25 protein-coding genes and 1 riboswitch are annotated in these 25,110 nt (G+C 37.0%); of the genes, 7 read left to right on the top strand and 18 right to left on the bottom strand.

The annotated features are described in order from the left end of the window. Positions 1-18: 18 nt before the first annotated feature. From CKV70_RS05180 to CKV70_RS05165, 4 genes are all read right to left on the bottom strand, one after another. On the bottom strand, positions 19-879 hold the full coding sequence (locus tag CKV70_RS05180; protein ID WP_014600701.1) for an NAD(P)-dependent oxidoreductase: 861 nt from the start codon (positions 877-879) through the stop codon (positions 19-21). Positions 880-891: 12 nt separating this feature from the next. Beyond that, positions 892-1,926 carry a YdcF family protein gene (locus CKV70_RS05175; protein WP_003722868.1) on the bottom strand — a complete coding sequence of 345 codons (1,035 nt, stop codon included), beginning with the start codon at positions 1,924-1,926 and terminating at the stop codon, positions 892-894. A gap of 112 nt (positions 1,927-2,038) precedes the next feature. Then, on the bottom strand, positions 2,039-3,757 hold the full coding sequence (gene ptsP / locus CKV70_RS05170) for a phosphoenolpyruvate--protein phosphotransferase (RefSeq protein ID WP_003722867.1): 1,719 nt from the start codon (positions 3,755-3,757) through the stop codon (positions 2,039-2,041). Then, complete coding sequence (locus CKV70_RS05165; RefSeq protein ID WP_003719221.1) at positions 3,757-4,023, bottom strand: phosphocarrier protein HPr; 267 nt, start codon at positions 4,021-4,023, stop codon at positions 3,757-3,759. Before CKV70_RS05165 ends, ptsP begins: the two co-directional genes overlap by 1 nt. A 306-nt stretch (positions 4,024-4,329) precedes the next feature. Between CKV70_RS05165 and CKV70_RS05160 the strand changes: the two genes are divergently transcribed. Both CKV70_RS05160 and CKV70_RS05155 read left to right on the top strand, forming a co-directional pair. Beyond that, on the top strand, positions 4,330-4,614 hold the full coding sequence (locus tag CKV70_RS05160; protein WP_003722866.1) for a YkvS family protein: 285 nt from the start codon (positions 4,330-4,332) through the stop codon (positions 4,612-4,614). Positions 4,615-4,717: 103 nt separating this feature from the next. Next, positions 4,718-6,190 (top strand): phytoene desaturase family protein, encoded by a 1,473-nt coding sequence (locus CKV70_RS05155; protein WP_010989638.1) that lies wholly within the window; start codon positions 4,718-4,720, stop codon positions 6,188-6,190. Here CKV70_RS05155 and CKV70_RS05150 read toward each other — a convergent pair whose 3' ends face one another. After that, positions 6,191-6,982 (bottom strand): carotenoid biosynthesis protein, encoded by a 792-nt coding sequence (locus CKV70_RS05150; protein ID WP_003722864.1) that lies wholly within the window; start codon positions 6,980-6,982, stop codon positions 6,191-6,193. Between the two features lie 145 nt (positions 6,983-7,127). Between CKV70_RS05150 and CKV70_RS05145 the strand changes: the two genes are divergently transcribed. Next, a complete protein-coding gene (locus CKV70_RS05145; protein ID WP_003732447.1) occupies positions 7,128-7,739 on the top strand; it encodes a CPBP family intramembrane glutamic endopeptidase in 612 nt (203 codons plus the stop codon). 162 nt (positions 7,740-7,901) lie between these two features. Then, a complete protein-coding gene (locus CKV70_RS05140; RefSeq protein ID WP_014600699.1) occupies positions 7,902-10,076 on the top strand; it encodes an ATP-dependent Clp protease ATP-binding subunit in 2,175 nt (724 codons plus the stop codon). Positions 10,077-10,091: 15 nt separating this feature from the next. Here the strand turns inward: CKV70_RS05140 and CKV70_RS05135 are convergent, their stop codons facing one another. Continuing rightward, positions 10,092-10,571, bottom strand: a complete 480-nt coding sequence (locus tag CKV70_RS05135) for a methylated-DNA--[protein]-cysteine S-methyltransferase (protein ID WP_003722861.1) — start codon at positions 10,569-10,571, stop codon at positions 10,092-10,094. Between the two features lie 186 nt (positions 10,572-10,757). On the opposite strand from CKV70_RS05135, the gene CKV70_RS05130 reads away from it, so the two are divergent. Together CKV70_RS05130 and CKV70_RS05125 are read left to right on the top strand one after the other, a co-directional pair. Further along, positions 10,758-11,789: an acyltransferase family protein gene (locus CKV70_RS05130; RefSeq protein ID WP_014600698.1), complete on the top strand. Its 1,032-nt coding sequence runs from the start codon at positions 10,758-10,760 to the stop codon at positions 11,787-11,789. A gap of 29 nt (positions 11,790-11,818) precedes the next feature. Next, a complete protein-coding gene (locus CKV70_RS05125) occupies positions 11,819-12,187 on the top strand; it encodes a DUF4064 domain-containing protein (protein ID WP_014600697.1) in 369 nt (122 codons plus the stop codon). A gap of 80 nt (positions 12,188-12,267) precedes the next feature. On the opposite strand, the gene CKV70_RS05120 is transcribed toward CKV70_RS05125, so the two are convergent. The 12 genes from CKV70_RS05120 to CKV70_RS05065 form a co-directional block, all read right to left on the bottom strand. Continuing rightward, positions 12,268-13,602 carry a TrkH family potassium uptake protein gene (locus tag CKV70_RS05120; protein ID WP_003733786.1) on the bottom strand — a complete coding sequence of 445 codons (1,335 nt, stop codon included), beginning with the start codon at positions 13,600-13,602 and terminating at the stop codon, positions 12,268-12,270. Positions 13,603-13,645: 43 nt separating this feature from the next. Next, on the bottom strand, positions 13,646-14,413 hold the full coding sequence (locus CKV70_RS05115) for a TerC family protein (protein WP_003732442.1): 768 nt from the start codon (positions 14,411-14,413) through the stop codon (positions 13,646-13,648). 102 nt (positions 14,414-14,515) lie between these two features. Then, on the bottom strand, positions 14,516-15,283 hold the full coding sequence (locus CKV70_RS05110; protein WP_003722856.1) for a TerC family protein: 768 nt from the start codon (positions 15,281-15,283) through the stop codon (positions 14,516-14,518). A gap of 98 nt (positions 15,284-15,381) precedes the next feature. Beyond that, a riboswitch (yybP-ykoY riboswitch) is annotated at positions 15,382-15,485 on the bottom strand. A 79-nt stretch (positions 15,486-15,564) separates the two neighbouring features. Beyond that, complete coding sequence (locus CKV70_RS05105; protein ID WP_012951432.1) at positions 15,565-16,926, bottom strand: MATE family efflux transporter; 1,362 nt, start codon at positions 16,924-16,926, stop codon at positions 15,565-15,567. Positions 16,927-16,977: 51 nt separating this feature from the next. Beyond that, entirely contained in the window at positions 16,978-17,403 is a 426-nt protein-coding gene (locus CKV70_RS05100; RefSeq protein ID WP_009913969.1) for a MarR family winged helix-turn-helix transcriptional regulator, read from the bottom strand. A gap of 106 nt (positions 17,404-17,509) precedes the next feature. Continuing rightward, positions 17,510-19,078 carry a peptide chain release factor 3 gene (locus CKV70_RS05095; RefSeq protein WP_014600696.1) on the bottom strand — a complete coding sequence of 523 codons (1,569 nt, stop codon included), beginning with the start codon at positions 19,076-19,078 and terminating at the stop codon, positions 17,510-17,512. Between the two features lie 81 nt (positions 19,079-19,159). Next, the gene (locus tag CKV70_RS05090) at positions 19,160-20,014 is read right to left on the bottom strand and encodes an ABC transporter permease (protein WP_003732439.1); all 855 of its coding nucleotides are present in this window, start codon (positions 20,012-20,014) and stop codon (positions 19,160-19,162) included. After that, positions 20,007-20,918: an ABC transporter ATP-binding protein gene (locus tag CKV70_RS05085; protein ID WP_009926409.1), complete on the bottom strand. Its 912-nt coding sequence runs from the start codon at positions 20,916-20,918 to the stop codon at positions 20,007-20,009. Before CKV70_RS05085 ends, CKV70_RS05090 begins: the two co-directional genes overlap by 8 nt. Then, a complete protein-coding gene (locus CKV70_RS05080; protein WP_003722850.1) occupies positions 20,915-21,343 on the bottom strand; it encodes a DUF3021 family protein in 429 nt (142 codons plus the stop codon). The genes CKV70_RS05085 and CKV70_RS05080 overlap by 4 nt, the downstream gene beginning before the upstream one ends. Next, entirely contained in the window at positions 21,340-21,795 is a 456-nt protein-coding gene (locus CKV70_RS05075) for a LytTR family DNA-binding domain-containing protein (RefSeq protein WP_003722849.1), read from the bottom strand. The genes CKV70_RS05080 and CKV70_RS05075 overlap by 4 nt, the downstream gene beginning before the upstream one ends. 133 nt (positions 21,796-21,928) lie before the next feature. Next, positions 21,929-22,408 (bottom strand): glutathione peroxidase, encoded by a 480-nt coding sequence (locus CKV70_RS05070; RefSeq protein ID WP_014600695.1) that lies wholly within the window; start codon positions 22,406-22,408, stop codon positions 21,929-21,931. Between the two features lie 12 nt (positions 22,409-22,420). Next, on the bottom strand, positions 22,421-23,473 hold the full coding sequence (locus tag CKV70_RS05065) for a M42 family metallopeptidase (protein ID WP_003722847.1): 1,053 nt from the start codon (positions 23,471-23,473) through the stop codon (positions 22,421-22,423). Positions 23,474-23,612: 139 nt separating this feature from the next. Between CKV70_RS05065 and CKV70_RS05060 the strand changes: the two genes are divergently transcribed. Continuing rightward, complete coding sequence (locus CKV70_RS05060; protein ID WP_003732434.1) at positions 23,613-25,088, top strand: LM6179_1298 family efflux MFS transporter; 1,476 nt, start codon at positions 23,613-23,615, stop codon at positions 25,086-25,088. The last annotated feature ends 22 nt before the right edge of the window (positions 25,089-25,110 follow it).

Genomic DNA, 25,110 nt, shown 5'->3' with positions numbered 1-25,110 from the left:
TAGTGGGTATTTCTTCGTTTAACGATAATATTTAATGAGTGCTTGAGTTCCTTCTTCACTCAAACCTTGTTCAGCTAGCGTTTGATACATTTTTTCAGCTAAAGTTAGCCCAGGAAGTTCTAAGCCCATTTGTTTTGCTTCTGAGATCGCGATTCCCATATCTTTGATGAAATGTTTAATAAAGAAACCAGGAGAAAAATCATCCTTAAGTACACGTGGAATCAAGTTTGCAAGTGACCAACTACCAGCTGCACCACCTGAAATTGAATCGAGAACACGTGATGGATTAAGTCCAGCCGCCTCCGCATAAATGATTGCTTCAGTCACACCAATCATGTTGGAAGCAATCGCAATTTGGTTCACCATTTTGGTATGTTGCCCAGCACCTGCATCACCTTGCAGAATCACACTGCTACCAAGAATGTCAAAAATTGGTTTCACTTTTAAAAAAACGTCTTCAGATCCGCCTACCATAATTGATAGCGTGCCATTTTTCGCGCCTATGTCGCCACCTGAAACAGGAGCATCCAATACACCAATACCTTTTTCACGGCCAAATTCAGCCATTTTTTTAGCTAATGCCGGTGAGGAAGTTGTCATATCGATTGCTACTGTCCCAACTGCTAAATTTTCTAAAAAGCCATTTTCGCCTAAGTAAAGCTCTTCCACATCTTTTGGATAACCAACCATTGAAATTAATATATCCACTTTATTAGCCAATTCTCCTGGTGTTTCTACCCAGAGTGCTCCTTTATCAAGTAAATCTTCTGCTTTTGTTTTTGTGCGAGTATACACCAATACTTCATAACCAGCCTCCAGTAAATGCCCTGCCATACTCGAACCCATTACGCCTATACCAACAAATCCAATTTTCTCCATCAGGCTAACCCCCTATCTAAAAGTAACACCTATAATCGCTAAAAACGCAAAAAACAATAGTAATAAACCAAGTAAGACCATATGTACTTTTTTATACATTACAGTAATAGCAATAAATTCTCGAATTAATGCATTAGGCATATAGTATAAAGCTGTTTTTGCACCAATCCCTTGACTCTTCAAACCCGCTTTTCTTGCATAAATACCTGCTCTAAATAAATGAAAATTATTCGTTGAAAATAAACTATTATAGTTTGACATAATTGCATCCATTTTTGCCTTTGAAAATTTCATATTTTGCAGTGTATTAACGGATTGATCTTCCATAATAATAAAATTTTCATCAATGCCTTGTTCTATTAAATAACCTCGCATCGCTTCTGCTTCTGAAATAGTTTCATTAGCACCTTGTCCACCAGATACGATAAAAGTAGCTCGTTTGCCTTTTTTGGCGTATTGCTTGTCGTAGAACTTAATAGCGCGATTCAACCGACTAGCAAGCAATGGAGGTACTCTATCACCGCCTATCAGACCACTTCCTAATACAATCAGAAAATCTTGATTATATCTTGGGAAATTAAACTGATAGAGAAAAGTCGATAAAAGAAACGATAAAAATAAAAAGGAAAAATAACCAACTAATGCCACAATAAAAACTACCACAATCCCAAGAATCGGACTACCTGTTTTTAAAATACTACCGAACCATGTAATAATAAGTGCTAAAATGCCTAAACCAATAATTAAAGGAAGCATATTGGCTAATTTACGTCCTTCACGTTTCAACATTAATCGTCCATTTACAATGAGCATCGTTGCTATCCCTACAACAAAAAATGGAATAAGTAAAACTAATAAAAGTAACACCGTCCCCATAACCGAGACGAGTAGTTCATTCCCTTTTGAAAAAGTAGCATAAACCACCGAAAGCACAGAAAAAAATAGTGCCATTGTCAAAATAATCCCATTGCTAATACGTCGTCTATCTATAAACGACAAGACAATGAACAGAAGCAGAAAAAACCCTGCTAATAGATAGATAACCAATCTTGTTGCCCCCTTTTAAAACTAACTGTATTTCCAATTATACTTGTGCGGAGGCTATTTCACAACATAAAAAGACCTAGACAACAAAATTGTCTAGGTCTTTATTCAGATATTATTCTGCAGTATATTTTTCAACTAATTCTACAACTTCTTCTGCTGTAGATTTATTTAAAGCTTCTTCCGCTAATTTCACCATTTCAGATTGATCTAAACGTTTGATTAACGAACGAGATTTAAGAATGCTTGAAGCACTCATTGAAAATTCATCTAAGCCTAAGCCTAAAAGAAGTGGTACAGCCGTTTGATCTCCAGCCATTTCCCCACACATACCAGTCCACTTGCCCTCTTTATGAGAAGCATCAATTACCATTTTTACTAAACGTAAGATGGATGGATTGTATGGTTGGTAAAGGTAAGAAACGCGTTCGTTCATACGGTCCGCAGCCATTGTATACTGAATTAAGTCATTTGTTCCGATAGAGAAGAAATCAACTTCTTTTGCAAATTGATCAGCAAGAACTGCAGCGGCAGGAATTTCAATCATAATTCCAAGTTCGATGGAATCAGATACTTCTGTTCCAGCAGCTTTTAGTTTTGCTTTCTCATCTAGTAAAATATCACGTGCTTGACGGAATTCATTTACTGTTGCAATCATCGGGAACATAATTTTTAAGTTACCATATACACTTGCGCGAAGTAAGGCGCGAAGTTGCGTACGGAATAATTCTTCATTCGCAAAACAAAGACGAATTGCGCGGAATCCTAAGAATGGATTCATTTCTTCAGGAAGTTCTAGGTATGGTAACGTTTTGTCGCCACCGATATCTAATGTACGAACAACCACAGATTTTCCGTCCATTCCGGAAACTACTGCTTTATAAGCTTCGAATTGCTCTTCTTCTGTTGGGAAATTGTCGCGACCCATGTACAAGAATTCTGTACGATAAAGTCCAACTGCTTCCCCGCCGTTAGAAATAACACCTTCTAAATCATTCGGAGTTCCGATGTTTGCTGCAAGCTCCACGTGAACGCCGTCTTTAGAAACGGTTTTTTCATTTTTAAGTTTATCCCATTCTGCTTGTTGTAAAGCAAAATCAGATTTAATTTTTTCATAGTGAGCGATTTGTTCTTCTGTTGGATGGATGATAACATTACCTTCCAAACCATCAATAATAACAATATCGTTTTTCGCTACGCTAGCAGTAACTTCTTTTGTTCCAACTACTGCTGGAATTTCAAGAGAACGTGCCATAATAGCGGAGTGAGAAGTACGTCCACCAATATCCGTCACGAAACCTTTAACAAAGTTACGGTTAAGTTGTGCGGTATCGGAAGGCGTTAAATCAGCTGCAACAACAACTACTTCCTCATCAATTAAAGCTGGATTAGGAATAGTTACACCTAGTAAGTGAGAAAGAACACGTTTACGCACATCTTTAATATCCGCTGCACGTTCACGCATGTATTCGTTGTCCATAGATTCAAACATACCAATAAACATGTCTGTCGTTTCTTGTAAAGCTGTTTCTGCATTCGTTTTAGAATTTTTGATACTTTCTTCAATCGGTCCTGTTAATTCAGGATCATTTAACACTAGAAGATGCGCGTCAAAAATTTGTGCCTTATCTTCGCCTAAGTCTTTAGCAGCTTTCTCACGAATCATTGAAAGTTCTGTTCTAGAAACTTCTAACGCGCTTTCAAAACGCTTTACTTCACTCTCAACATCCGTAACTTCTGTTTTTTCATAGGAAAGATCAGGTTCAACGAGCAGATAAGCTTTCGCAATGGCAATCCCATCAGATGCTGCGATACCTTTCAACTCTTTAGCCATTATTCAGCCAATCCTTCTTTCTTAAGAACTTCAGTTAGTCCTTCAATTGCTTCTTTTTCATCGCTACCTTCAGTGTAGATAGTAATGTCAGCGCCTTTACCAATACCAAGAGACATAACGCCCATGATTGATTTAAGGTTTACTTTTTTACCAGTGTATTCAATTTGAACGTCAGAGCTGTATTTACTTGCAGCCTGCACCAATAGAGTTGCCGGGCGTGCGTGAATTCCTGTTTCATCGATTACTACAAAACTTGCTTGTTCCATAATTTACATTCTCCTTTGTAAAGAAATTTGTTGTAACCTTTTAAGCCGAAAGAATTTCAGCCAAAAAGACTATCCCTCAATTAAAAAGAGTACCATGTTTTACCTATTGTTACAACTATTTGATTAAAAATTTTTTAGAATGTTTTTTTGTAGAGCACCTTATTTCGCTCTTTTTAAATAGAAAAAATAGAGCGTTTTTTTTAATTTATCACTAAATTGTTTCTGTTTTGAATTAAATAGCACTTTTTAATGGCTTATAGTTGATTTTAATAGCGTTTTAGTGCAAAATTTAAGGAAGGTTCAAAAATGCATACATTCTTTTTCAGCAAGATAGAGGCAACACCGAAAATTGAAGGAGTGATAACAATGGCAAAAGCACATGTTGGAGACATTATTGAATTTAAGGATGGCCTTACAGGAATCGTTGAAAAACTCAATGAAAATTCCGTTATTGTCGACTTAACTTATATGGAAAATTTTAAAGATTTAGGGATTGAAGAAAAAACAGTGGTTAACCACAAGAATTACCAAATTATTCATTCTGTAGAAGAAGACGATGAAGTTGAAAATGCAGAAGAAACAGAAGAATAAAAAACAGAATAGTTTTTAAGTGCGCAAAAATAAAGCATTTCCGAGTGACAATGCTCTATATTTTTGCGTTTTTTATATGTATATAAACGGGGCAAAGGAGCGTTTGAATTTGGATAGTAAAAAGAAAATTGCCATTATTGGAGCTGGACCTGGTGGTTTGGCGGCCGGTATGCTATTAAGTCAACTAGGCTATCAAGTAAACATCTATGAAAAAAATGATCGGATTGGTGGAAGAACGGCGTTACACAGAATGGGTAAATACTCATTTGATGTAGGGCCTTCCGCACTCACAATGACGCATGTTTTGACTTCTCTTTTTATGGATTGTAATCGTAATATTTTGGATTATGTTTCGCTTTTACCAATCAACCCAATTCATACCCTTTATTTTAAAGATATCACCTTTCCACTTTATAGTGATCAATCTGAGACAAAAGCGGTTATCCAAACTTACTTTCCTGGCGAAGAAGATGGTTTTGACCGTTTTATGAAAGAAAACACGAAAAAAATGCTATATATTTCGCCGCTCAATCAATTTAATTATAGTTCTTTATTTGATTTTTTCCGTCCTACAACTTTGCGCGCTATTCCTAGTTTGACACTTGGACGATCGTTGATGGATGATTTATCAAGATATTTTAATAGTAAGTACCTTCGCCTCGCTTTTTCCTTACAGATGCGGTATTTAGGCATGTCTCCGTGGGATATTCCAGCTGCTTATAGTATTATTCCATTTTCCGAATATTATTATGGAACTTTTCATCCAATTGGCGGGCAAAATAAAATTGTCGAAGCGATGCAACAAGTAGTTACAGAAAATAAAGGGAAGTTTTTCTTCAATTCCGAAGTGACAGAGTTTGAATCGAACGGCAAAGAAATAACTGGCGCTGTTCTTGCCAACGGAAAAACTATTGAAGCAGATTATTATTTCACCAATTTAGATTTCATTTATTCTTTAACAAATGAGCATCCAGATAAATTGGACACTAAAGAATACTCCTCTTCTGCCTTTATCCTTTATCTTGGTTTAAAAACAGTGTTACCTTTTTCGCATCAATCAATTATTTTCCCTGAAAATTACCGAGAATTTGCGCATAATACAATGCATAAAAAAATCCTCTCTAAGGATATCGCTATACATTTGACTAATCCTTCTGCAACTGATAATACAATGGCGCCAATTAATCATTCTAGTATTCGAATTATGGTTCCTGTGCCTAACAATACGAGTAATATTGATTGGAAAAAAGAAACACCTGCTTTTCGTCAATTAGTTCTAGAAACAGTCAAAGAACGTTTAGAAATACCAGATTTAGAATCGCAAATTGAAGAAGAATATATTATCACACCGATAGACTGGGAAAAGAAATATCATGTTAAGCACGGTGCGATCTTTGGTTTACAGCATTTGTGGCGCCAGCACGGCTACTTACACCCTTCCAAAAAATCGCCTAAATTCAAAAACTTATTTGTAATTGGTGCAGGCGCAATGTCGGGTAGCTCTCTTCCATTTATTATTGAAAATGCGCAAATCGCAACCCAGAAATTTTTACAAAAAGAAAAGAAATCCGAGTAATCATTCGGATTTCTTTTTAGTTTGCGTTTCTTTTTCCAAACTGAAAAAATAACAAGCCGTGAAAATAATATTGGAAACGATAATAATCGCAATAGAGGTCCATAAATCAAGGTAAAAGGACAAAAATACGAAAAAGGCGATAATAATCCAATAAACGATCACAATTTCTGATTTTAAATCCGGATATTTCAGGCGCTCCCAACTATCCGTCAAACTCAAAATAAAGTAAATCATTAAGTGTAAAATAAGGCCTAAGAGCCACCAATTAATAAAATCAGACAGCTGCAAAATCGTGAAGCCGTTCTGAGTGATGTAAAGCTGTTTGGATTGCATCGTGATTGGTTCGATTAAAACTTCAAAAATCATCACCATTGTTGCTGCGATAAACGAGTAAATGCCTCCACGAATCCAGTCAATATTAATTTTCAATGTAATTTCTCGAGCGATAATATGCGTCCCGGCAACCATTCCGACCCAAATAAAGCCCATCGTAATAGGAATCCCGTAAACACTCCCACCTAATGTCGAACCAATATATTCATCTGTATAACTTAGTTGCATCCATTCAATACAAGTACTTACAACAAAAATAAGTAACGTAATAGCAGAACCAAGCCATTTACCATATTGCATAATAAAGAAAACAGCCGCAAAAACACCCGTAAATACTAAAAATAGTGATTGAACTGCAGTTAGCTCTGGTGGAATAATGTGTAAGGATACTAACAAAACGCTACCTAAAAACCAGAATATATAAATCCAAAGTAAAAATTTGTAGTTTTTTTCTAACATCTATGAACCACTCCTATTTTTTAATTATATAGGATTTATTAAATTGCACAACTTTTATCTTATCTTTTGTTTAATTGTTGCCAAACGATTTCATTTGTTTTAAAGTAGTATGAGAAGTATTTGTTAAGAAGAGGTGTAAAGTATTTTGAAAAGCATCAAGATCGATTATAAACTTGTACTGGGCCTTGTTTTATGCGCCCTACTCGTTATATTAACATATCAGTTCCCACGTGTTTTTTGGTATTTATATGGAGCTGGGATGTTATTTTTACTTAGTTTTGTGATTTTTAATGATGATTTAAAAAAAGAGTTTTCGTTCGTTAAAGGTATTTTGCCAGGTATTTTTTCCGGAATTGTCCTTTATATTATTTTTTACATAGGCGCCTTTATTATTAAAGTAATGCCAGGCGGTCTAGAACATTCTGTAGAAGCTGCTTTTAATAAGTATTCGACGCATTCTTTGATAATTTGGCTACTACTTATCGTTGCCATCATCCCGGGAGAAGAAATTTTCTGGCGCGGCTTCGTATTAAAACGTTTAAACCATTATTTTAATCCTTGGTTCTCGAATGTTTTTGCAGCGTTATTATGTATGGTAATGATGTTCCCGAGTGGCAATTTTGCAGCGATTATTGGTATCTTTGTCGCTTCGCTCGTATGGAATATCATGTACTCCTATCGTCCAAGCCTACTTATGCTATATTTATCGCATTTAACCTTTGCGTTTTTGTTACTCGCAGCCTTACCAATTTATTAAAAATAGCACAAAAACGCTCCTTTATAGGGGCGTTTTTTTTATAAAAAAAGTAAGCAAAATACTTGAAAGTCAAAATAGGTCAGTATATAATAAAGTCATAAGGTCAAAGATAGTCAAAGTCAAGACCTTTCATTTCTCATTTTTAAAAGGAGGAAATTATATATGAACTGTGAAAAATGTAATCAAAATCCAGCAACAATCCAACTATATATGAATATTAATGGCAAGCGTGTGGAAATGCCGCTTTGTGCCTCTTGTTATGCAGAAGTTAGAAATCAAGCAAACTTTGGGTCGAATGAGTTCCCAGGAGCAAGTGGCTCCCCGTTTGACGATATTTTTCGTCAATTGAGTGGTGCTGCAAACCAAGCAAACCGTGAACAAAGAAGCCAAGCTAATGCACAAGTACAAACACAAACTGCTGGCGGTGGTAATGGCATATTAGATGAATTTGGGACTAACTTAACAGATATGGCGAAAAACGAGCAACTCGACCCTGTCATTGGCCGTGATAAAGAAATTAAGCGTGTCATTGAAATATTGAACCGCCGTAATAAAAATAATCCAGTCCTAATCGGTGAACCAGGTGTTGGTAAAACTGCCGTCGTAGAAGGACTTGCAAATGCAATTGTCGCAGGAGACGTTCCAAGCAAACTAATGAACAAAGAAGTTATCTTACTTGATGTCGCTTCGCTTGTTTCCGGAACAGGTATCCGCGGTCAATTTGAAGAACGCATGAAACAACTAATTAAAGAACTTCAAGAACGTAAAAACACGATTCTCTTCATTGATGAAGTGCATACTATCGTTGGGGCAGGTTCCGCAGAAGGGTCAATGGATGCAGGAAACATTCTAAAACCAGCTTTAGCTCGCGGCGATTTGCAAATGATTGGTGCTACTACGCTAAAAGAATACCGCACAATCGAAAAAGATGCCGCACTTGAACGACGCTTCCAACCAGTAACTGTAAGCGAACCATCCACAAAAGAAACGCTAACTATTTTAAATGGTTTAAAACCAAAATATGAAGATTTCCATGAAGTAGTTTATTCACCTGAAGCATTAACAGCAGCAGTTGAATTAAGCGCTCGTTATATCCAAGATCGTCATTTGCCAGACAAAGCAATTGATTTAATGGATGAAGTTGGCTCAAAATATAATCTATCCATTGAAAAACTAGACGAAAATACGGTAAGCGAACGTGTTGCCCGTTTAGAAGATGAAAAAAATCAAGCTCTTCAAATGGAAGACTACGAAAAGGCAGCCAAAGTTCGTGACGAAATTACTCGCTTAGAAGAAAATAAAACAAGCAATTCCTTCTCAGAACGCCCTGTTATTCAAGCATCAGACATACAAGCGATTATTGAAGAAAAAACAGGCATTCCTGTAGGACGCTTACAAGAAGACGAGCAATCCAAAATGAAAAACTTAGAACGTAACTTAACTGGAAAAGTAATTGGTCAAGAAGATGCCGTGAAAAAAGTAGCTAAAGCAATTCGTCGTAGCCGTGTTGGCCTCAAATCAAAAAATCGCCCAATTGGTTCCTTCCTATTTGTTGGACCAACTGGTGTCGGAAAAACAGAACTTGGTCGTACGCTAGCTCGTGAATTGTTCGGTACTACTGAAGCAATGATTCGTTTAGATATGAGTGAATTCATGGAAAAACACAGCGTCTCTAAACTAATCGGTTCTCCTCCAGGCTATGTTGGTCACGAAGAAGCTGGGCAATTAACAGAAAAAGTTCGTCGCAATCCGTATAGCATCATTTTGTTAGACGAAATCGAAAAAGCACATCCAGACGTTCAACATATGTTTCTACAAATTTTAGAAGATGGTCGACTAACTGATTCACAAGGGCGTACAGTAAGCTTTAAAGATACAGTCATCATTATGACAAGTAATGCTGGTGCGACAGATACAGAGGCTTCTGTCGGCTTTAATACAACAACAGAAACTAAACTTGAAAAAGGCTCTGACATCCTTGCGAAATTAGGCGCATACTTCAAACCAGAATTCTTAAACCGTCTTGATAGCGTCATTGAATTTAAATCACTAGAAAAAGACGATTTAGTACAAATTATTGATTTAATGCTCATTGACTTAAATGAAATGCTCGCTCAAGAAGGCGTGACAATCGATGTTTCCAAGGAAGTAAAAGAACATTTGATTGATCTTGGTTATGATCCTAAATTTGGAGCACGGCCACTACGCCGGACTATCCAAGAGCACCTGGAAGATACTATTGCTGACAGTTTAATTGATCAACCAGAAGCGAAAAATCTCGTTGCAACTCTAAACGATAACAAAGAAATCACCATAACAGAACAAGTAACAGCGTAATAAAAAAGGCTTGAGTTAACTTAAACTCAAGCCTTTTTCTAATGCAAGTAAATATTGTTTTTTATCAACATCTGTCCCGTTATAGCCACCAAGTTCCCCATTACTTTTCACGCACCTATGACATGGAATAATGATAGGAATTGGATTAGCACGATTCGCCTGTCCTACCGCTTGTACAGCTTTAGGGCTCCCCGCAGAAATTGCAATATCTTTATAGCTGACAACAGTGCCATATGGAATTTCACTCAATGCCTGCCAGACCTTTTTTTGAAAATCGGTTCCTTTTAGAAGCATCGGCAAATCAAAATTCTCTCTTTCGCCTTCAAAATAACTTGCTAGTTGGATCATTAATTCTTGAAAAAGCTCCTTTTCGATTATATTCCCATCCAGAAGCTCCCAATTTCTTGGCTTATCATACGAAATATTCATAATACAGCCATCTTCAATAGTTATAAATAATTCTCCGACTGGCGATGCTTTCTGACGTTTTAGCATATCATCGCTCCTCCTGCTTGATTTATTGTCCTAAAGATAGCACGTCCCTCTTAAATTCGCAAATAGCTGTCATCCGTTGTTAATATTTGATACTTTTTGTTACTTAACTGTTGGATAAGCGTTACAGAATCTAGGGTAAAATATACAAATAGCTTGTCAACCTAGATCAGAGAGGACTGTTTTTTTATGACACAATCCGCCTTAAAGCGGGAAAGTTATTTCGATAATGCCAAGTTTATTTTGATTTTCTTAGTTGTTTTCGGCCATTTTCTTCAAACATTTATCGCGGATTATGCTGGCGTCCGCGTACTTTATATTTACATTTACACCTTCCATATGCCGGCTTTCGTACTAATATCCGGTTTTTTTGCTAAAAGCTTTGGTAAGCCCGGTTATTTAAAAAAGACGATGATAAAGCTCATTTTACCTTATGTGTTTTTTCAGCTAATATATAGTATTTTTTATTATTTTCTTCTAAGTAAAGACAATCTTTCTATCCAATTCCTTAATCCTGAATGGTCACTTTGGTTTTTACTAAGTTTGTTTTTCTGGAATATAATGTTATTTATTTTTGCAAAAATAAAGCCTTGGAAGTCGATTTGCATTGCTCTCTTCGTTGGATTGGTTGCTGGCTATTTTGATATTATTGGGGGTTATTTGAGTTTATCTCGGACATTTGTTTTTTTCCCGTTTTTCTTAGTTGGCTATTTTTTAAAGAAAGAGCATTTTTACTACCTTAAAACGCATTTTGTCATGATTCTTGGGGGTATTTTCATTGTTTTACTTCTATCATTTATTACATTCCACCCTAATTTAAATGATAAATGGTTTTTAGGGTCTAAACCTTATGCAAACTTTGTGGAAGTTAAGTCGTTAGGTCTGTTTATTCGTGGACTTGTCTACTTGATTAGTTTTGGTTCGATTGCTGCTTTTTTCAGTTTTATTCCTAGAAAGAGGTTATTTTTCACTAAATGGGGTAAAAATACGTTATATGTTTATTTGTTGCATGGCTTCTTTATTAAGTTTTTTCGTGAAGGTAGTCAAACTGACTTTCAATATAGCCCGTCAACATTTTTACTACTATTCGTCGTTACTTTTGTTTTAACGGTATTATTATCGAGTCGATTGGTAAAAATATTCGTTCAACCGGTAATCGAACTTAGGGTATCTATGCTGCGAGATGTGTTTAGCCGCTTAACAAAACGGGAAAGTTATTAAACGTATAGATAGAAAAAGGAGGTTGTATTATGGGTTCAAGAAAACCAGAAATTATTATCGGATTAATTGGCTCTATCATTGGGATTCTAGTTGGCTTTTGGATTATTAATTATGGAGATTCAGTCACAGATTATATACAAACATTTACTTATTTACCTGGTGAATTAGGTAACGAATTAGCAAATCTAGGGTGGATTACATTAATTGCATCTGTAATTGCATTAATTGCTTCCCTTCTAATCAAATCAGCTCCACGTGGTTGGGGTGTTATCTTAGTAATTATCGGTATCGTACTCTTCTTCGTTATCGGAACTGCTTGGATTATCTCCGGAATTTTAATCACTTTAACTGGTTTAATGGGTATTTTCAGACGCCCTGTTCCAAAATCAAAATATTAAAAATCACCTCTTGGTCGCTCTGATCAAGAGGTTTTTTCATGGACAAAAAAGCCATTCTGCAACCAGAATGGCTTTTATATTTAACCAGTAATAATTTTCTCTTTTGGTAAACGAATCGCATTTTTAGGTTGGTTTTTATTTCTTAAACTTAGCATCGAGTACATAATACCAACGCGCCCAATAAACATTAATGCAATAATAATAATTTTACCTGGCGTAGATAAATCAGGTGTCAACCCTACAGAAAGTCCTGTAGTACCAAATGCCGAAAACACTTCGAAAATGACGGCAATTAACGAGGCAGTCTCTGTCTGCATTAAAACCACTATAGCCGAAATACTCAAAAATCCTGCTACTAACGTTACCGCAAGCGACTTCCGCACGTCCTCTTGATGAAGCTCACGACCAAAAATGTACACATGCTTCCGACCTCGGATAACCGAATAAATAAATAAAATCGTAATCGCAAATGTTGTCGTTCGAATACCACCACCAACAGAACTTGGAGATGCTCCAATAAACATTAAGAATGAGACAAGTAACAACGTAGATATCGATAATGCCCCACTATCAATCGTTTGTAACCCCGCGCTTCGTGATGTCGCTGATAAGAACATCGAATTAAAGAAACCGAAATCCCAACTTTTCCCACTAAAGAAATGATGATATTCAAATAGCCAAATAAGTAAACCACCAACAATTAAAAGCACAAAATAAGTTAGCGTCGTTACTTTCACGAAAAGGGAAAAGCGAAACGGAATTAACGTATTTTTCTCAAATAAAAATCTCCGCGTTTCAAGCAACACTGGGAAACCAATCGCACCTGCAATAATCAACAGAATCGAAATAAATTGAACAAAATAATCATTTGCAAATGGCATTAGCGATTTACCAGTGATATCAACGCCTGCATTGGTTACGAGTGAAACAGAATTATATAATCCTTGGAACATAGCATCCCAAAAATTCGGATACAGAGGAATAAAGTAAATCCCTAAAATCAAGGCTCCGATTAACTCAATACCGAAAATTAGCACAAGAATCTCACGAAGCATCCGGACCATCCCGCTCATTGTAAATTGATTAGTATCCGTCATAATTAATTGGCGTTGTTTCAAGCCAATCCGTCTTTTTAAAATCAAATAGAAAAACGTACTAATCATCATAACACCAAGTCCACCAATTTGGAAAATCGCCATCAATACCCAAATACCGGCCGTGCTATATGTCTGACTTACATCTACTGTCGTTAATCCTGTTACACTCACTGAACTCGCCGCCGTAAAAAGTGTATCAATAAACGATACCTTTACCCCTTTTTGTAACGTAAATGGCAAGCTTAATACGATAGTAGAAATCGTCACCGCCAGAAAATAATACGCAATAATAACTTGAACTGGCGTCATGCGTGCCAAAACAAGCTTTAATCTTCTGCGTAGTTTTACTTCCTGATCATATTCAAACTCTTTTGGTTTTCTTCTCTTTTTTTCTCGCAATGATATAACCACCCAAACCTATTATTATCATAACCGACCAGAATGTCAGCTTCCAAACGGCTGAATCTGGAAAATCTTCTGGAATAATTGCTACAGATGGATGTGCTAGCGTTAGAACCGCCATTTTCACACCTACCCAACCAACAATTAAAAACGCTGCTGTTTCAAGTGTAGGGTAACGCTCTAATAATTTAACCACTTGTGTGGCCGCAAAACGAATTACGACAAGTCCTGCAATACCACCAAGGAACATCACGATAAATTGTCCACCGTTCATTCCCCCAATATCAAAATTCCCTAAATCTGGTAAAGTAACAACTAACGCTGCTGCAGCTAACATGGAATCCAGTGCAAAAGCTATATCCGTCAATTCCACACGAGCTACTACACCCCAAAAGGAAGTTGATTTGGCTTCTGATGCTTCTTTAACTTCTTCTTGCTTACCTTTTTTAAGGCGCCACATGTGCTTAATTGCTAAGTACAATAAATAAACCGCGCCGATTGCTTGTATTTCCCATATTTTTACTAAAAATGAAATTAAAAATAGTGCAACAAAACGGAAAACAAATGCGCCAACTAACCCATAAAATAAGGCTTTTCGTTGCTTATCATGCGGTAAACCTTTGACAATTACTGCCATAACTACGGCATTATCTGCGGAAAGAATTCCTTCAAGTACTACTAAAACAAGAAAAACTAACGCATATTCGCCCCAAATAGAAACATCCATTCCTCATTCACCATCCTTCTACTCTATCATAAAATTGTGTTTTCAGCATCTGGTTGTATGTAAAACCAGAAGTACAAATATGCACTTCTGGTCTATTAAAAATTATTTAGTTGTTTCTGTTTTTTTCTTACTACGGTAGGAAACGAACCATCCCCATACAATAATAAGAATCATCACACCCCAGAAAATTAATTTCCAAAGCGTTGACTCAGGGAAGCTGTGTGGAATTACCCCAAGACTTGGATGAGCTAGTGTATAAATAACAAGCTTCACGCCTACCCAACCAACAATTAAAAATGCAGCTGTTTCGAGACTTGGATAGCTTTTTAGTAATTTAACAAATTGAGTTGCTGCAAAACGGATAATAATTAGACCGACAAGTCCACCTAAGAACATAATCGCAAATTGCCCGGTATCAATTCCCCCAATGTGTCCCCATCCTGTTTCTGGAAGAGTAATGGCAAGGGCTACTGCCGCAAGCATGGAATCAATCGCAAACGCAATATCAGCAATCTCTACTTTTAGAACGGTCATCCAAAAACCAGAGCCAGCTTTTTCCTTCTTCTCTTTTTCTCCGTCTTTTCCTTTTGCATGTTTCCAAATGTGACTAATAGCGATATATAGTAAATATGCGGCACCAAGCGCTTGAACTTGCCAAACGTTTGCCAAAAAGGAAATTAAGAATAATGCGCCAAAACGGAAAACAAAGGCACCCATTAATCCGTAAAATAACGCTTTTTTCTGTTGTTTATCTGGGAGATGTTTGACCATAACAGCCATAACTACTGCATTATCTGCTGCTAAAATCCCCTCAAGACCGATTAGGACAAGTAACACCCAACCGTACTCTAAAATCATTGCTGTATCCACTAATTTTTTTCCTCCTTTGTTCTATTAAAATGTCAAAGATCTCCTATTTTGAAGAAACAAAAAAGCGAGACCTGCCCGTAAAGGCAAAGGTCTCGCTAACATTTAAAGTTAAATGTGATAAAACCGATGATATCTCTATCATGTAATGACGACTTTATCCTGATTAAAAAGCTAATCAGCGCTACTCCCCTCTGACATTTGTCAAAGAACGATATATGATTACCTAGAGAATAATACCATAATTTAGAACTTCTCGTCAACTAATTTTTCTCACAAACTTTTTAAACGGCTAAGTCTTTCGTTTTTGCGCTACTAGCTATTTTAATATTATGGATTGTGAATAGTGTCACACCGATTATGCACGTAAGAATTTCAGTCGCCGTCAAGGACCAAATCACGCCCATAAGTCCGAAGTAATATTGTCCTAAAATGATGACTGGAATAAAGATGATGCCTTGTGAAACAGACATAATTGTAGCCGGAATAGCTTTCCCAATTGCTTGAAAAGTACTCGTAAACAGTCCTGTAAATCCACTGAAAAGAGAAGATATCAGCATAGCAACCATAATATGCACACCAAGCGTTATCACACTTTGACTGTCACTAAATAGGTGCATCACTTGGAAACGGAAGATAAATACCAGACTCGAAAGCAAGAGCACAATAAGCCCAATACTAATAGCAGTAAACCGTATTGCTTTTTCAAACCGTGCAATATTACCCGAACCATAATTATAAGCTAACAGCGGAATAATCCCCATGTAAAGTCCCATACAAATAAATTCAGGGAGCTGCACCACCCGAAGCGCCACGCCAAAACCAGCAACCACCCCTTCCCCGTAAATCATCGAATAGTGATTTAAAACGAGCGTTGTCACAATGAGGAATAACGATAGAAGCAACTCTGAAACACCAATTTTAAACACGTTTTGAACGATTTCTTTGGATGCTTGAAACCATTTAAAACGAATGGATAAATAATCACTTTTCTTCTCTAAATACCAAGCATAGTAAATCAGCGAAAATAAGCTTGCTAATCCTACCGAAACTGCAGCCCCCACCACATTAAAATCAAAATACAAAATAAGCAATGGATCAAATACTAAATTAACAACCGTACCAATCAGCATCCCGTTCATAGACACCCGCGAAGCTCCCTCGGCCCGAACCACTTGTTCTAAAGCAAAATTCGCAATAATAAACGGACTACAAATTAGAAGCGCCAACGTATAATTTTTTGTGTGTAAAAAGCTCGTTGCATCCGCCCCAAGAAAATGAGTAACTGGATTAATCAAAAAGCCAAGTAAGATGGCGCATAGAATGCCTAATACTAAACTTCCATATAAAACAAAGGCCGATACTTGCTTTGCCTTGGTTCCCTCCTCTTTCCCAAGCAAGCGAGAAATATACGTCCCACCGCCAACACCAAACATATTCCCAATCGCCATTAAAATCGTAAACATTGGTAAACCGAGTGTTACAGCAGTCAACATCGACGTATCATGCAGTAAACCAATAAAGAACGCATTGACGATATTATAAATCACCCCAACCGACATTCCGAGCATCATTGGAATCGATAAGTGCGCTATCGCTTTAGGAATGCTCGCTTTTGTTAAATAATAATTATCTGAGTGTTTCATTTTGGTTCCCCCTTAAAATTAGTTAGAACTCTAACTATATAGTTAAATTTTTTATTCCGTATTGTCATCAATTTTACTAAGTAGATCAATAAAGATTTTATACTCGTCAGCGGAAAGGATTTTTTTCGCTTTATCATCTTCACGCGGGAAGGATTCATTAAATTCGTCCACGATTCGTTTACCTTCTTCAGTTAAAGTGACCACTTTTTCTCTGCCATCTCGAATGCTTGGTTTGCGTGAAATTAATTGCTTTTTCTCGAGTCCTTGAATGAGGCTAGTGATACTTGCACCACGTGTTTGGAAGATTCGCTGAAGATCTTTTTGGATAATTTCATTTGCTGCATTATCATTTAAAAATCCAAGAACTCTAGCTTGTTGTGTTGTCAGCCCAAATTGAGCAACTTTTGCATCCATTTTACGTTTGGATTTAATCATAATCGAACGAATCAACGTATCCATCGTCTTCTCTCTTCTCACGAGTATTCCTCCTTATTAATTAGAATTCTAACTAATTATAGCGCGTTTCAAAAAATTGTCAAGAAAAAAACAACCTATTTGCGAAAATACAAATAGGTTGCAGCTATTATAGTAATGAAGTTAACTCGATATCTGGATTTTTATCATTAAACCAATTAATCGCGAATTCATTTTCGAATAAGAATAACGGTTGGTCGAAGCGGTCTTTTACGAGCATGCTTCGAGCTGTGGATAGTTTTTCATCCGCATCTTCTTCTTTGACCCAACGAGCGATTTTTTTGCCGATTGGTTCCATCCGAATTTCTGAATTATATTCGCCGCGCATTCTGTGTTCGAATACTTCAAATTGCAACTGACCAACAGCCCCAATAATGTATTCTTCCGTGCGCCACGTTTTAAATAATTGAATCGCACCTTCTTGAACAAGTTGCTCGACGCCTTTATGGAAATGCTTCTGTTTCATAACATTTTTCGCATAAACACGCATAAATAATTCTGGGGTAAACTGCGGAAGTTTTTCAAATTCGAGTTTTTTACTTCCATTAGTAATCGTATCGCCAATTTGGTAATTACCCGTGTCGTACAAACCGATAATATCACCAGCTACCGCACGATTAACAGTTTCCCGGTCATCCGCCATAAACTGCGTTGAGTTAGCGAGCTTCATACTTTTCCCTGTTCGCGTTAACGTAACATTCATGCCACGTTCGAATTCACCTGAACAGATTCGAATAAAGGCAATCCGATCACGATGAGCAGGATTCATATTGGCTTGGATTTTGAAAATAAAACCAGAAAACTTTGGATTATCTGCTTCAATCACACCTTCATTCGATTCATGGCTAGAAGGAGCAGGCGCAAAATCAACAAATGTGCGCAAGAAAGTTTCTACACCAAAGTTTGTTAAGGCACTACCGAAAAATACTGGTGTTTGTTCACCCGCAATAATACGTTCGCGACTAAAGTCATTCCCAGCCTCATCAAGTAACATAATTTCTTCCAGAGCTTGATCGTAATAAAGTGATTTTTGAATAGCGTGCGCTTCCTTCAAATCGCCATCTTCACCAAGTGGTAAGAAACGCTCATCTTCCTCAGAACGATATTGCTCAATCACACGGTGGTAACGGTCATAAAGCCCAGCAAGCTCTTTACCCATCCCAATCGGCCAGTTCATTGGATACGATTCAATGCCAAGAACTTCTTCTAGTTCAGCAAGCAATTCCAGTGGCATTTTCCCTTGACGGTCCATTTTGTTAATAAAAGTAAAAATAGGAATTCCGCGCATTCGACAAACTTTGAATAGTTTTAGTGTTTGAGCTTCAATCCCTTTCGCAGCATCGATAACCATGACCGCGCTATCCACTGCCATCAATGTCCGGTACGTATCTTCACTGAAATCCGAGTGACCCGGTGTATCCAAAATATTAATTCTTGAACCATTATAATCAAACTGCATCACAGAACTCGTTACCGAGATACCACGTTGTTTTTCAATTTCCATCCAGTCACTTGTCGCAAACTTTCCAGATTTCTTTCCCTTTACAGTCCCAGCTGAACGGATAACGCCACCGAATAATAATAATTGCTCAGTAATCGTCGTTTTCCCAGCATCCGGGTGAGAAATAATCGCAAACGTTTTGCGTGAAGCAACTTCTTTTTGCAAATCTTGACTCATTGTTATTTTCCTCCTAGATTCATTCACATTCCATTAGTATAGCATAACTAGGAGAATTTCGGCTGTTTTTTTATTCAAAAATTATTTTGTTTGTCGTTTCATGAGGATGACAGATAACACACCAAACACGACTGCAAAGGCACTTAAAATAAGTAAACTAAGCCCTGTTGTAACTGTTTTATCGCCCCAATAAATCGTAATTCCAATCATTTCTTTTGTCGCATCCATCGCACCTGTATTCCCCGCGAAAACTTCTTTCAAAGGCTCTTTTGTCATGATTTCTCGAATAGTAGAAGCTCCGTATGTGAAAGGAAAACATTTCATCGCTGTTTGCACCGCGGCCGGAAGTGAACCAATTGGTAAATAAATCCCGGCAATAAAACCAATAACAGTCCCAACAATCGTCGAAACGGAACTAAAGGCACTCGCTTTTTTCACCAAACTGGCGATAAAGAACATAATACTGCTACAACATAAAACATTAATTAAAATAATCCCAATTAAACGAATCCAGCTCTCAAACGGTAAAAATTCTCCGCCAGTCAACCAAATATACATTTCCCCAACAAAAAGTGTTATGACAGACAACAAGAAAGAAGCAACTAGTCCACTAACAATATAACTAATAACAATACGCCCTCTGGAAGCAGGTGTTATCGCAAAGCTTCTCGCAATACTTAATTCTTCATCATGCACTTTCAAAGAAAAAACGGCCAACGATACCGTTACAGGTGTAATGGATAAAATCCCTGCTATCACCCACGTATTCACTAATTCTTGTATGCCTACCGTTTTTCCAGAAGCCTGTTTGAACATCTCTTCCATATTATTTCCTAAAAAAATCGCATACAGTCCAATAATAATTAAAACAGTAAGTAATGACATAAATACAGCAGTTCTATCACGAAAATAGATTTTTAAATTACGACTAATCATCGGACTCCTCCTTAATCATCGAAATAAAAGCATCATCTAAGTTCCCTTTAATCACTTCAAAAGAACCATAAAGTCCCGCTGCTTGATTTAAAATAGCCAATATTTCGACATCTTGATTTATCACATCCACACGCATCGTTGCTTTAGAAACTTTAAATGGTAAATTTGCTTTTTTCATTATTTTTTGAAGTTCTGCTACCTTCGCATCGTAAAAGAAAATTTTATCTACAGAAAAACGGCTTCTAATGTTTGTTGGTGTACCTTGCGCGATGATTTTCCCCTTATGGATTACAGCTAACTGATCCGCATCTTTAGCTTCTTCTAAATAATGTGTCGTCAAAAACACCGTCATTCCTAATTCTTCTCGCAAATAATCAATAATTTTCCATACACTCACTCTTGTTTTTGGATCTAGCCCGGTCGTTGGCTCATCTAGCAGCAAAATTTCTGGATCATGCATAATTGCCCTAGCAATTTCCGCGCGACGCTTTTGACCACCAGACAATTTTTCAAAGCGACGATTTAAAATATCCTCAATCCCCATAATAGAAGAAACTAGCGCTAATCGTTCCGTAATTTCTGCTTTTGTTTTCCCGTATAAACTTGCGCGATTATATAAATTTTCGCGCACCGTCAGTAAGTCATCCAACACATTTTCTTGGAAAACTACGCCTAGCTTTTGTCTAAATAATGTACGATTTTTAAATGTCAATTTTTCATCATCAATATAAATTTCTCCTGAAGTAGGTTCGCTTTCTGTACAAATCATGCTAAGCGTAGTCGATTTACCCGCACCATTCTCGCCTAGAAAAGCAAATAACGAGCCTTTTTCAACTTCTAAATTAATCCCTTTGACTGCCTCGATTTTGCCAAATTTTTTAACTACATTGGTCAATTTTATCATTTTGTCTCCCTTTCTCGCATTTCTGCTAGTTTTTGATTAATTTCATTACTGAATTTCACATCACGGAAGCTGAAGAAAATATGCATCACAAGGAAAGTCACACAAATAAAGCCAAAAATAATCATAAACCCAGCTATGTTATGATACCAATCCAGCAACCACCCAAGCCCTAAAATCGCTGCGCCAATAAAGAGGAAAAAAGCAATCAAACGACTATAAAAAGCAAGTTTCGTTTTCACTGAATTATTAAAAAATAATTGTTGAATGAACGTTGTCACAATGCTAAAACCAAGCATAATAAAAATATCCCGGATTGCGACCGTTTCTGATTCTCCAGTTGCGATGTAAGAGCAGATCATCGTGATAATAGAGGCAGAAAAAATAATGCATGCTGATTGTATAAATTGAATTAGTTTAGTACTCATTTCCGCTTACCTCCCATGTTTAATTTTTGCTTTAAGACCTTCGCGTATTGCCGAGATATAATCACTTTTTCCCGATTAAAAAGTTTCGCTTCAAATTTCCCGTGAAAACCCGGAGCAATTTTTTCAATCCATTCGATATTTAAAATCATTGATTTCGAACATCTGAAAAAAGAACTATCTTTGAATTTTTCTTCCAGTTCATATAATTTCCAATGGATTTCATAGATTTCTTTTTCCGTATAAACAAAAATCTTACTTTCGACTGCCTCAAAATATAAAATGGCTTTTGGTTCTAGTAAATAAGTGGCGCCGTCCTTTTTGACAGAGATTTTTTCTGTTGGCTCATCTATTCCCATTACGATGTTCGTTACTTCTTCTAAATTATCGGGATGGCAATACACATCCACTTCACCAACTGCTAAATTATTATTTTGCTTCACATGGAATTTCATCTGGTTGCCTCCCTTTTTCTTTTATTATAAACGTCACGTCAAAAACTACAAGCTGATTTCAGTAACATGCATTTTTAACTAACTAAGATGCAAAAAAACTCGGTAGTGCCGCAATGACATTACCGAGTCTCCCTTAATTATTTACTTTCGCAACAAGTGCTTCCACTTTATCCTCAAAATCTTCAGGTTTCATTTTAGATGGGAAACGTTCAATAACTTCTCCATTTTCATCAATTAAGAATTTCGCAAAGTTCCATTCTACTTTTTTACCACCAGTTTGTTCGGTTAAATATTTATAAAGTGGGCTGGCATCTTTGCCTTTTACTTTAATTTTGGAAAACATTTGGAAAGTCACACCATAATTCATTTGGCAAAATTCTAAAATTTCCTCATCACTACCAGGGTCTTGACGTAAAAACTGGTTACATGGGAAACCGAGAATTTCAAAATTATCTCCACCCAATTTTTTATACATTGCTTCAAGACCTTCTAATTGAGGTGTTAAGCCACATTTACTCGCGGTATTCACTATGAGTAAAACTTTACCTTCATAATCACTTAAAGCTATTTCTTTGCCGTTCATTGCTTTTTCAGAAAAATCATGGACATTCATATGGAATTCCTCCTATTTCAATATATTCGAAAATAAATATGCATAAACTAATTTTTCTGTATGATAAAGTGAATCGCGGTGTGTGCGTTCATATGCATGACTAGCATCAATTCCTGGTCCAATCAAACCGTGGATAATATCGTTCCCAGCATTAATCGCCGCACTCGCATCAGATGCATAAAACGGATAAATATCCACTTTATAATCAATATTATTCTTTTTAGCAAGCTCCACTAAATGTTTGCGCAAACCAAGGTGATATGGGCCACTTCCGTCTTTTGCACAAATAGAAACAGTGTATTCATCAGACGTTTGACCATCACCAAGCGCCCCCATGTCGACAGCTAAATATTCCACTGTTTCAGCCGGAATATTAGAATTACCACCATAGCCAATTTCTTCATTATTAGAGATTAGGAAATGGGTTGTATGAGGAAGCTCCAGGTTGTTTTCGTGAATATGATTGATTAGTTGTAATAAAATCGCGACACTTGCTTTATCATCCAAATGTCGAGATTTAATATATTCATCATTAATAATTTGCACGCGCGGATCAAAGGAAACGAAATCGCCTACTTCTATTCCAAGAGCACGAACTTTGTCTGCATCTAATGCTTTTACATCTAAGCGAACTTCCATATTTTTGTCATTACGCTCAGCAGTCCCTGCATCTTTATACACATGGACAGAAGTTTGGTGCATCAAGATAGTTCCACTATACAAATCTCCAGCGCTTGTCTCAATGGTACAATATTCGCCTTCAATTGCATTAAAACGATAGCCGCCAATTAACGTTAAAAGTAATCGTCCGTCTGCTTTAATTTCTTTAACCATTGCTCCAAGCGTATCCACATGGGCGGTTAGCATACGATGTTTCGTTTCGTCTTTCCCAGGAAGCGTTACAATTAATCCGCCTTTATTGTTTAAGCGGTATGGGATTTTTGAAGCATCTAAATCTTTTGCCAGTTTTTCGATGATTTTCCCTGTGTTGCCTGTTGGGCTTGGGATAGATGTTAATTCTTTAATTTTTTGCATGGTTTCCTTTGTATTTGGTTCGTATGACAAAAAAATTCCTCCTTTAGTTCGCTTTCTTCTATTATATTATAGCGCTTATCTTGAATGTGCGCATTTCTTAGGATTAACTTTTTCCCAAATTAGTCCTTTTATATGCTATAATTCGGTAGACGAAAAGGGAGGGAATTTTTTGGAACAAACAAAAGTAAAAGCCGTTACCATCGCCGTATTTGTCGCAACATTTATGGCAGCTATTGAGGGTACCATCGTGAGTACTGCGATGCCAACGATTGTAAGTCAGTTGGACGGCATAGAGTTAATGAACTGGATTTTTTCTGTTTATTTGCTAACATCAGCAGTGACGGTTCCGATTTACGGAAAACTGTCTGATTTGTATGGACGAAAAAATATTTTTGTGATTGCGACAATTATTTTTATTATTGGTTCATCACTTTGTGGATTTGCACAAAATATGGAACAATTAATTATTTTTCGCGCGATCCAAGGTATTGGAGCAGGTGGGATTTTACCATCTACTATGACGATTATCGCAGACGTGTATCCATTTGAAAAACGAGCAAAAGTACTTGGCTTCATGGGTTCCGCTTGGGGTATCGCTGGTGTATTTGGACCACTTGTTGGAGGTTTTTTAGTAGACCAACTTTCATGGCATTGGATTTTCTTTATCAATGTCCCAATCGGCATTTTGACAATCCTACTTATTTTGCTTTATTTACGCGAAAAAGTGGAACATGTGAAATTACCGATTGACTATTTAGGTGCCTCGCTCTTTACCGTGGCACTACTTGGTTTATTATTTGCGTTACAGCGAGCCGGGGAATCGCTCAACTGGACAGAACCGCTCGTCGTTATTCTTTTTGCCGTTTCGATTGTGTTATTTATTGCTTTTTATTTTGTCGAAAAACGTGCAAAAGATCCGATTATGCCATTTGTATTATTTAAAAATCCAGTGGTGTTAATTGGGAACTTAATTGGTTTCTTGATTAGTGCCTTCCTAATTGGGATTAACGTGTATATTCCAATGTGGGCACAAGGAATGCTTGGGCACGGGGCTACGATTGCTGGATTTATGCTTGCACCGCTTTCGGTTACATGGATAATTGGTTCATTTATCGGCGGCAAACTTTTAATGACGCTTGGAAATCGGCATACGGTTGGCATTGGCGTTTTAATTACGGCGGCAAGTGGATTAATTTTAGCCTTATTCCCCGCTTCCACAAATGACATCTTCTTCTATTTAAATAGTGCATTTATGGGATTTGGTTTTGGGATAATTTTTACCACGACAACAGTCACTGTTCAAGATGCTGTACCGCGATTCCAAACTGGTATTGCTACTGCTTCTAATACACTTTTTAGAACAGTTGGTCAAACAATCGGTGTGGCTGTATTTGGAACTATCTTCAACTCAGTCCTTACAAGCGAGTTCCGCGCCGCAGCTGGCAGTGAAGTGAATCGCAGTAATTTAAACCAATTAATTAGCCCACAAACTTCGGGTAACGTTAGTACAGACCTTGTTGATCCACTTCGAGATATTTTATATAGCGGGCTTCATACGGTTTTCTGGGTAATGTTTGCTTGCTGTATCGTTAGTTATTTTATTCATTTTATCTTACCGAAAAAACATATTTCCGGTGAAAAATAAAAAGTTTGGCTCCACGGAGCCA

Origin of the sequence: Listeria monocytogenes, assembly GCF_900187225.1 — a bacterium.
Taxonomy (GTDB): domain Bacteria; phylum Bacillota; class Bacilli; order Lactobacillales; family Listeriaceae; genus Listeria; species Listeria monocytogenes.
Note: the sequence above shows the minus strand (reverse complement) of the source record. Positions and strands in the feature narration are given on the sequence as shown.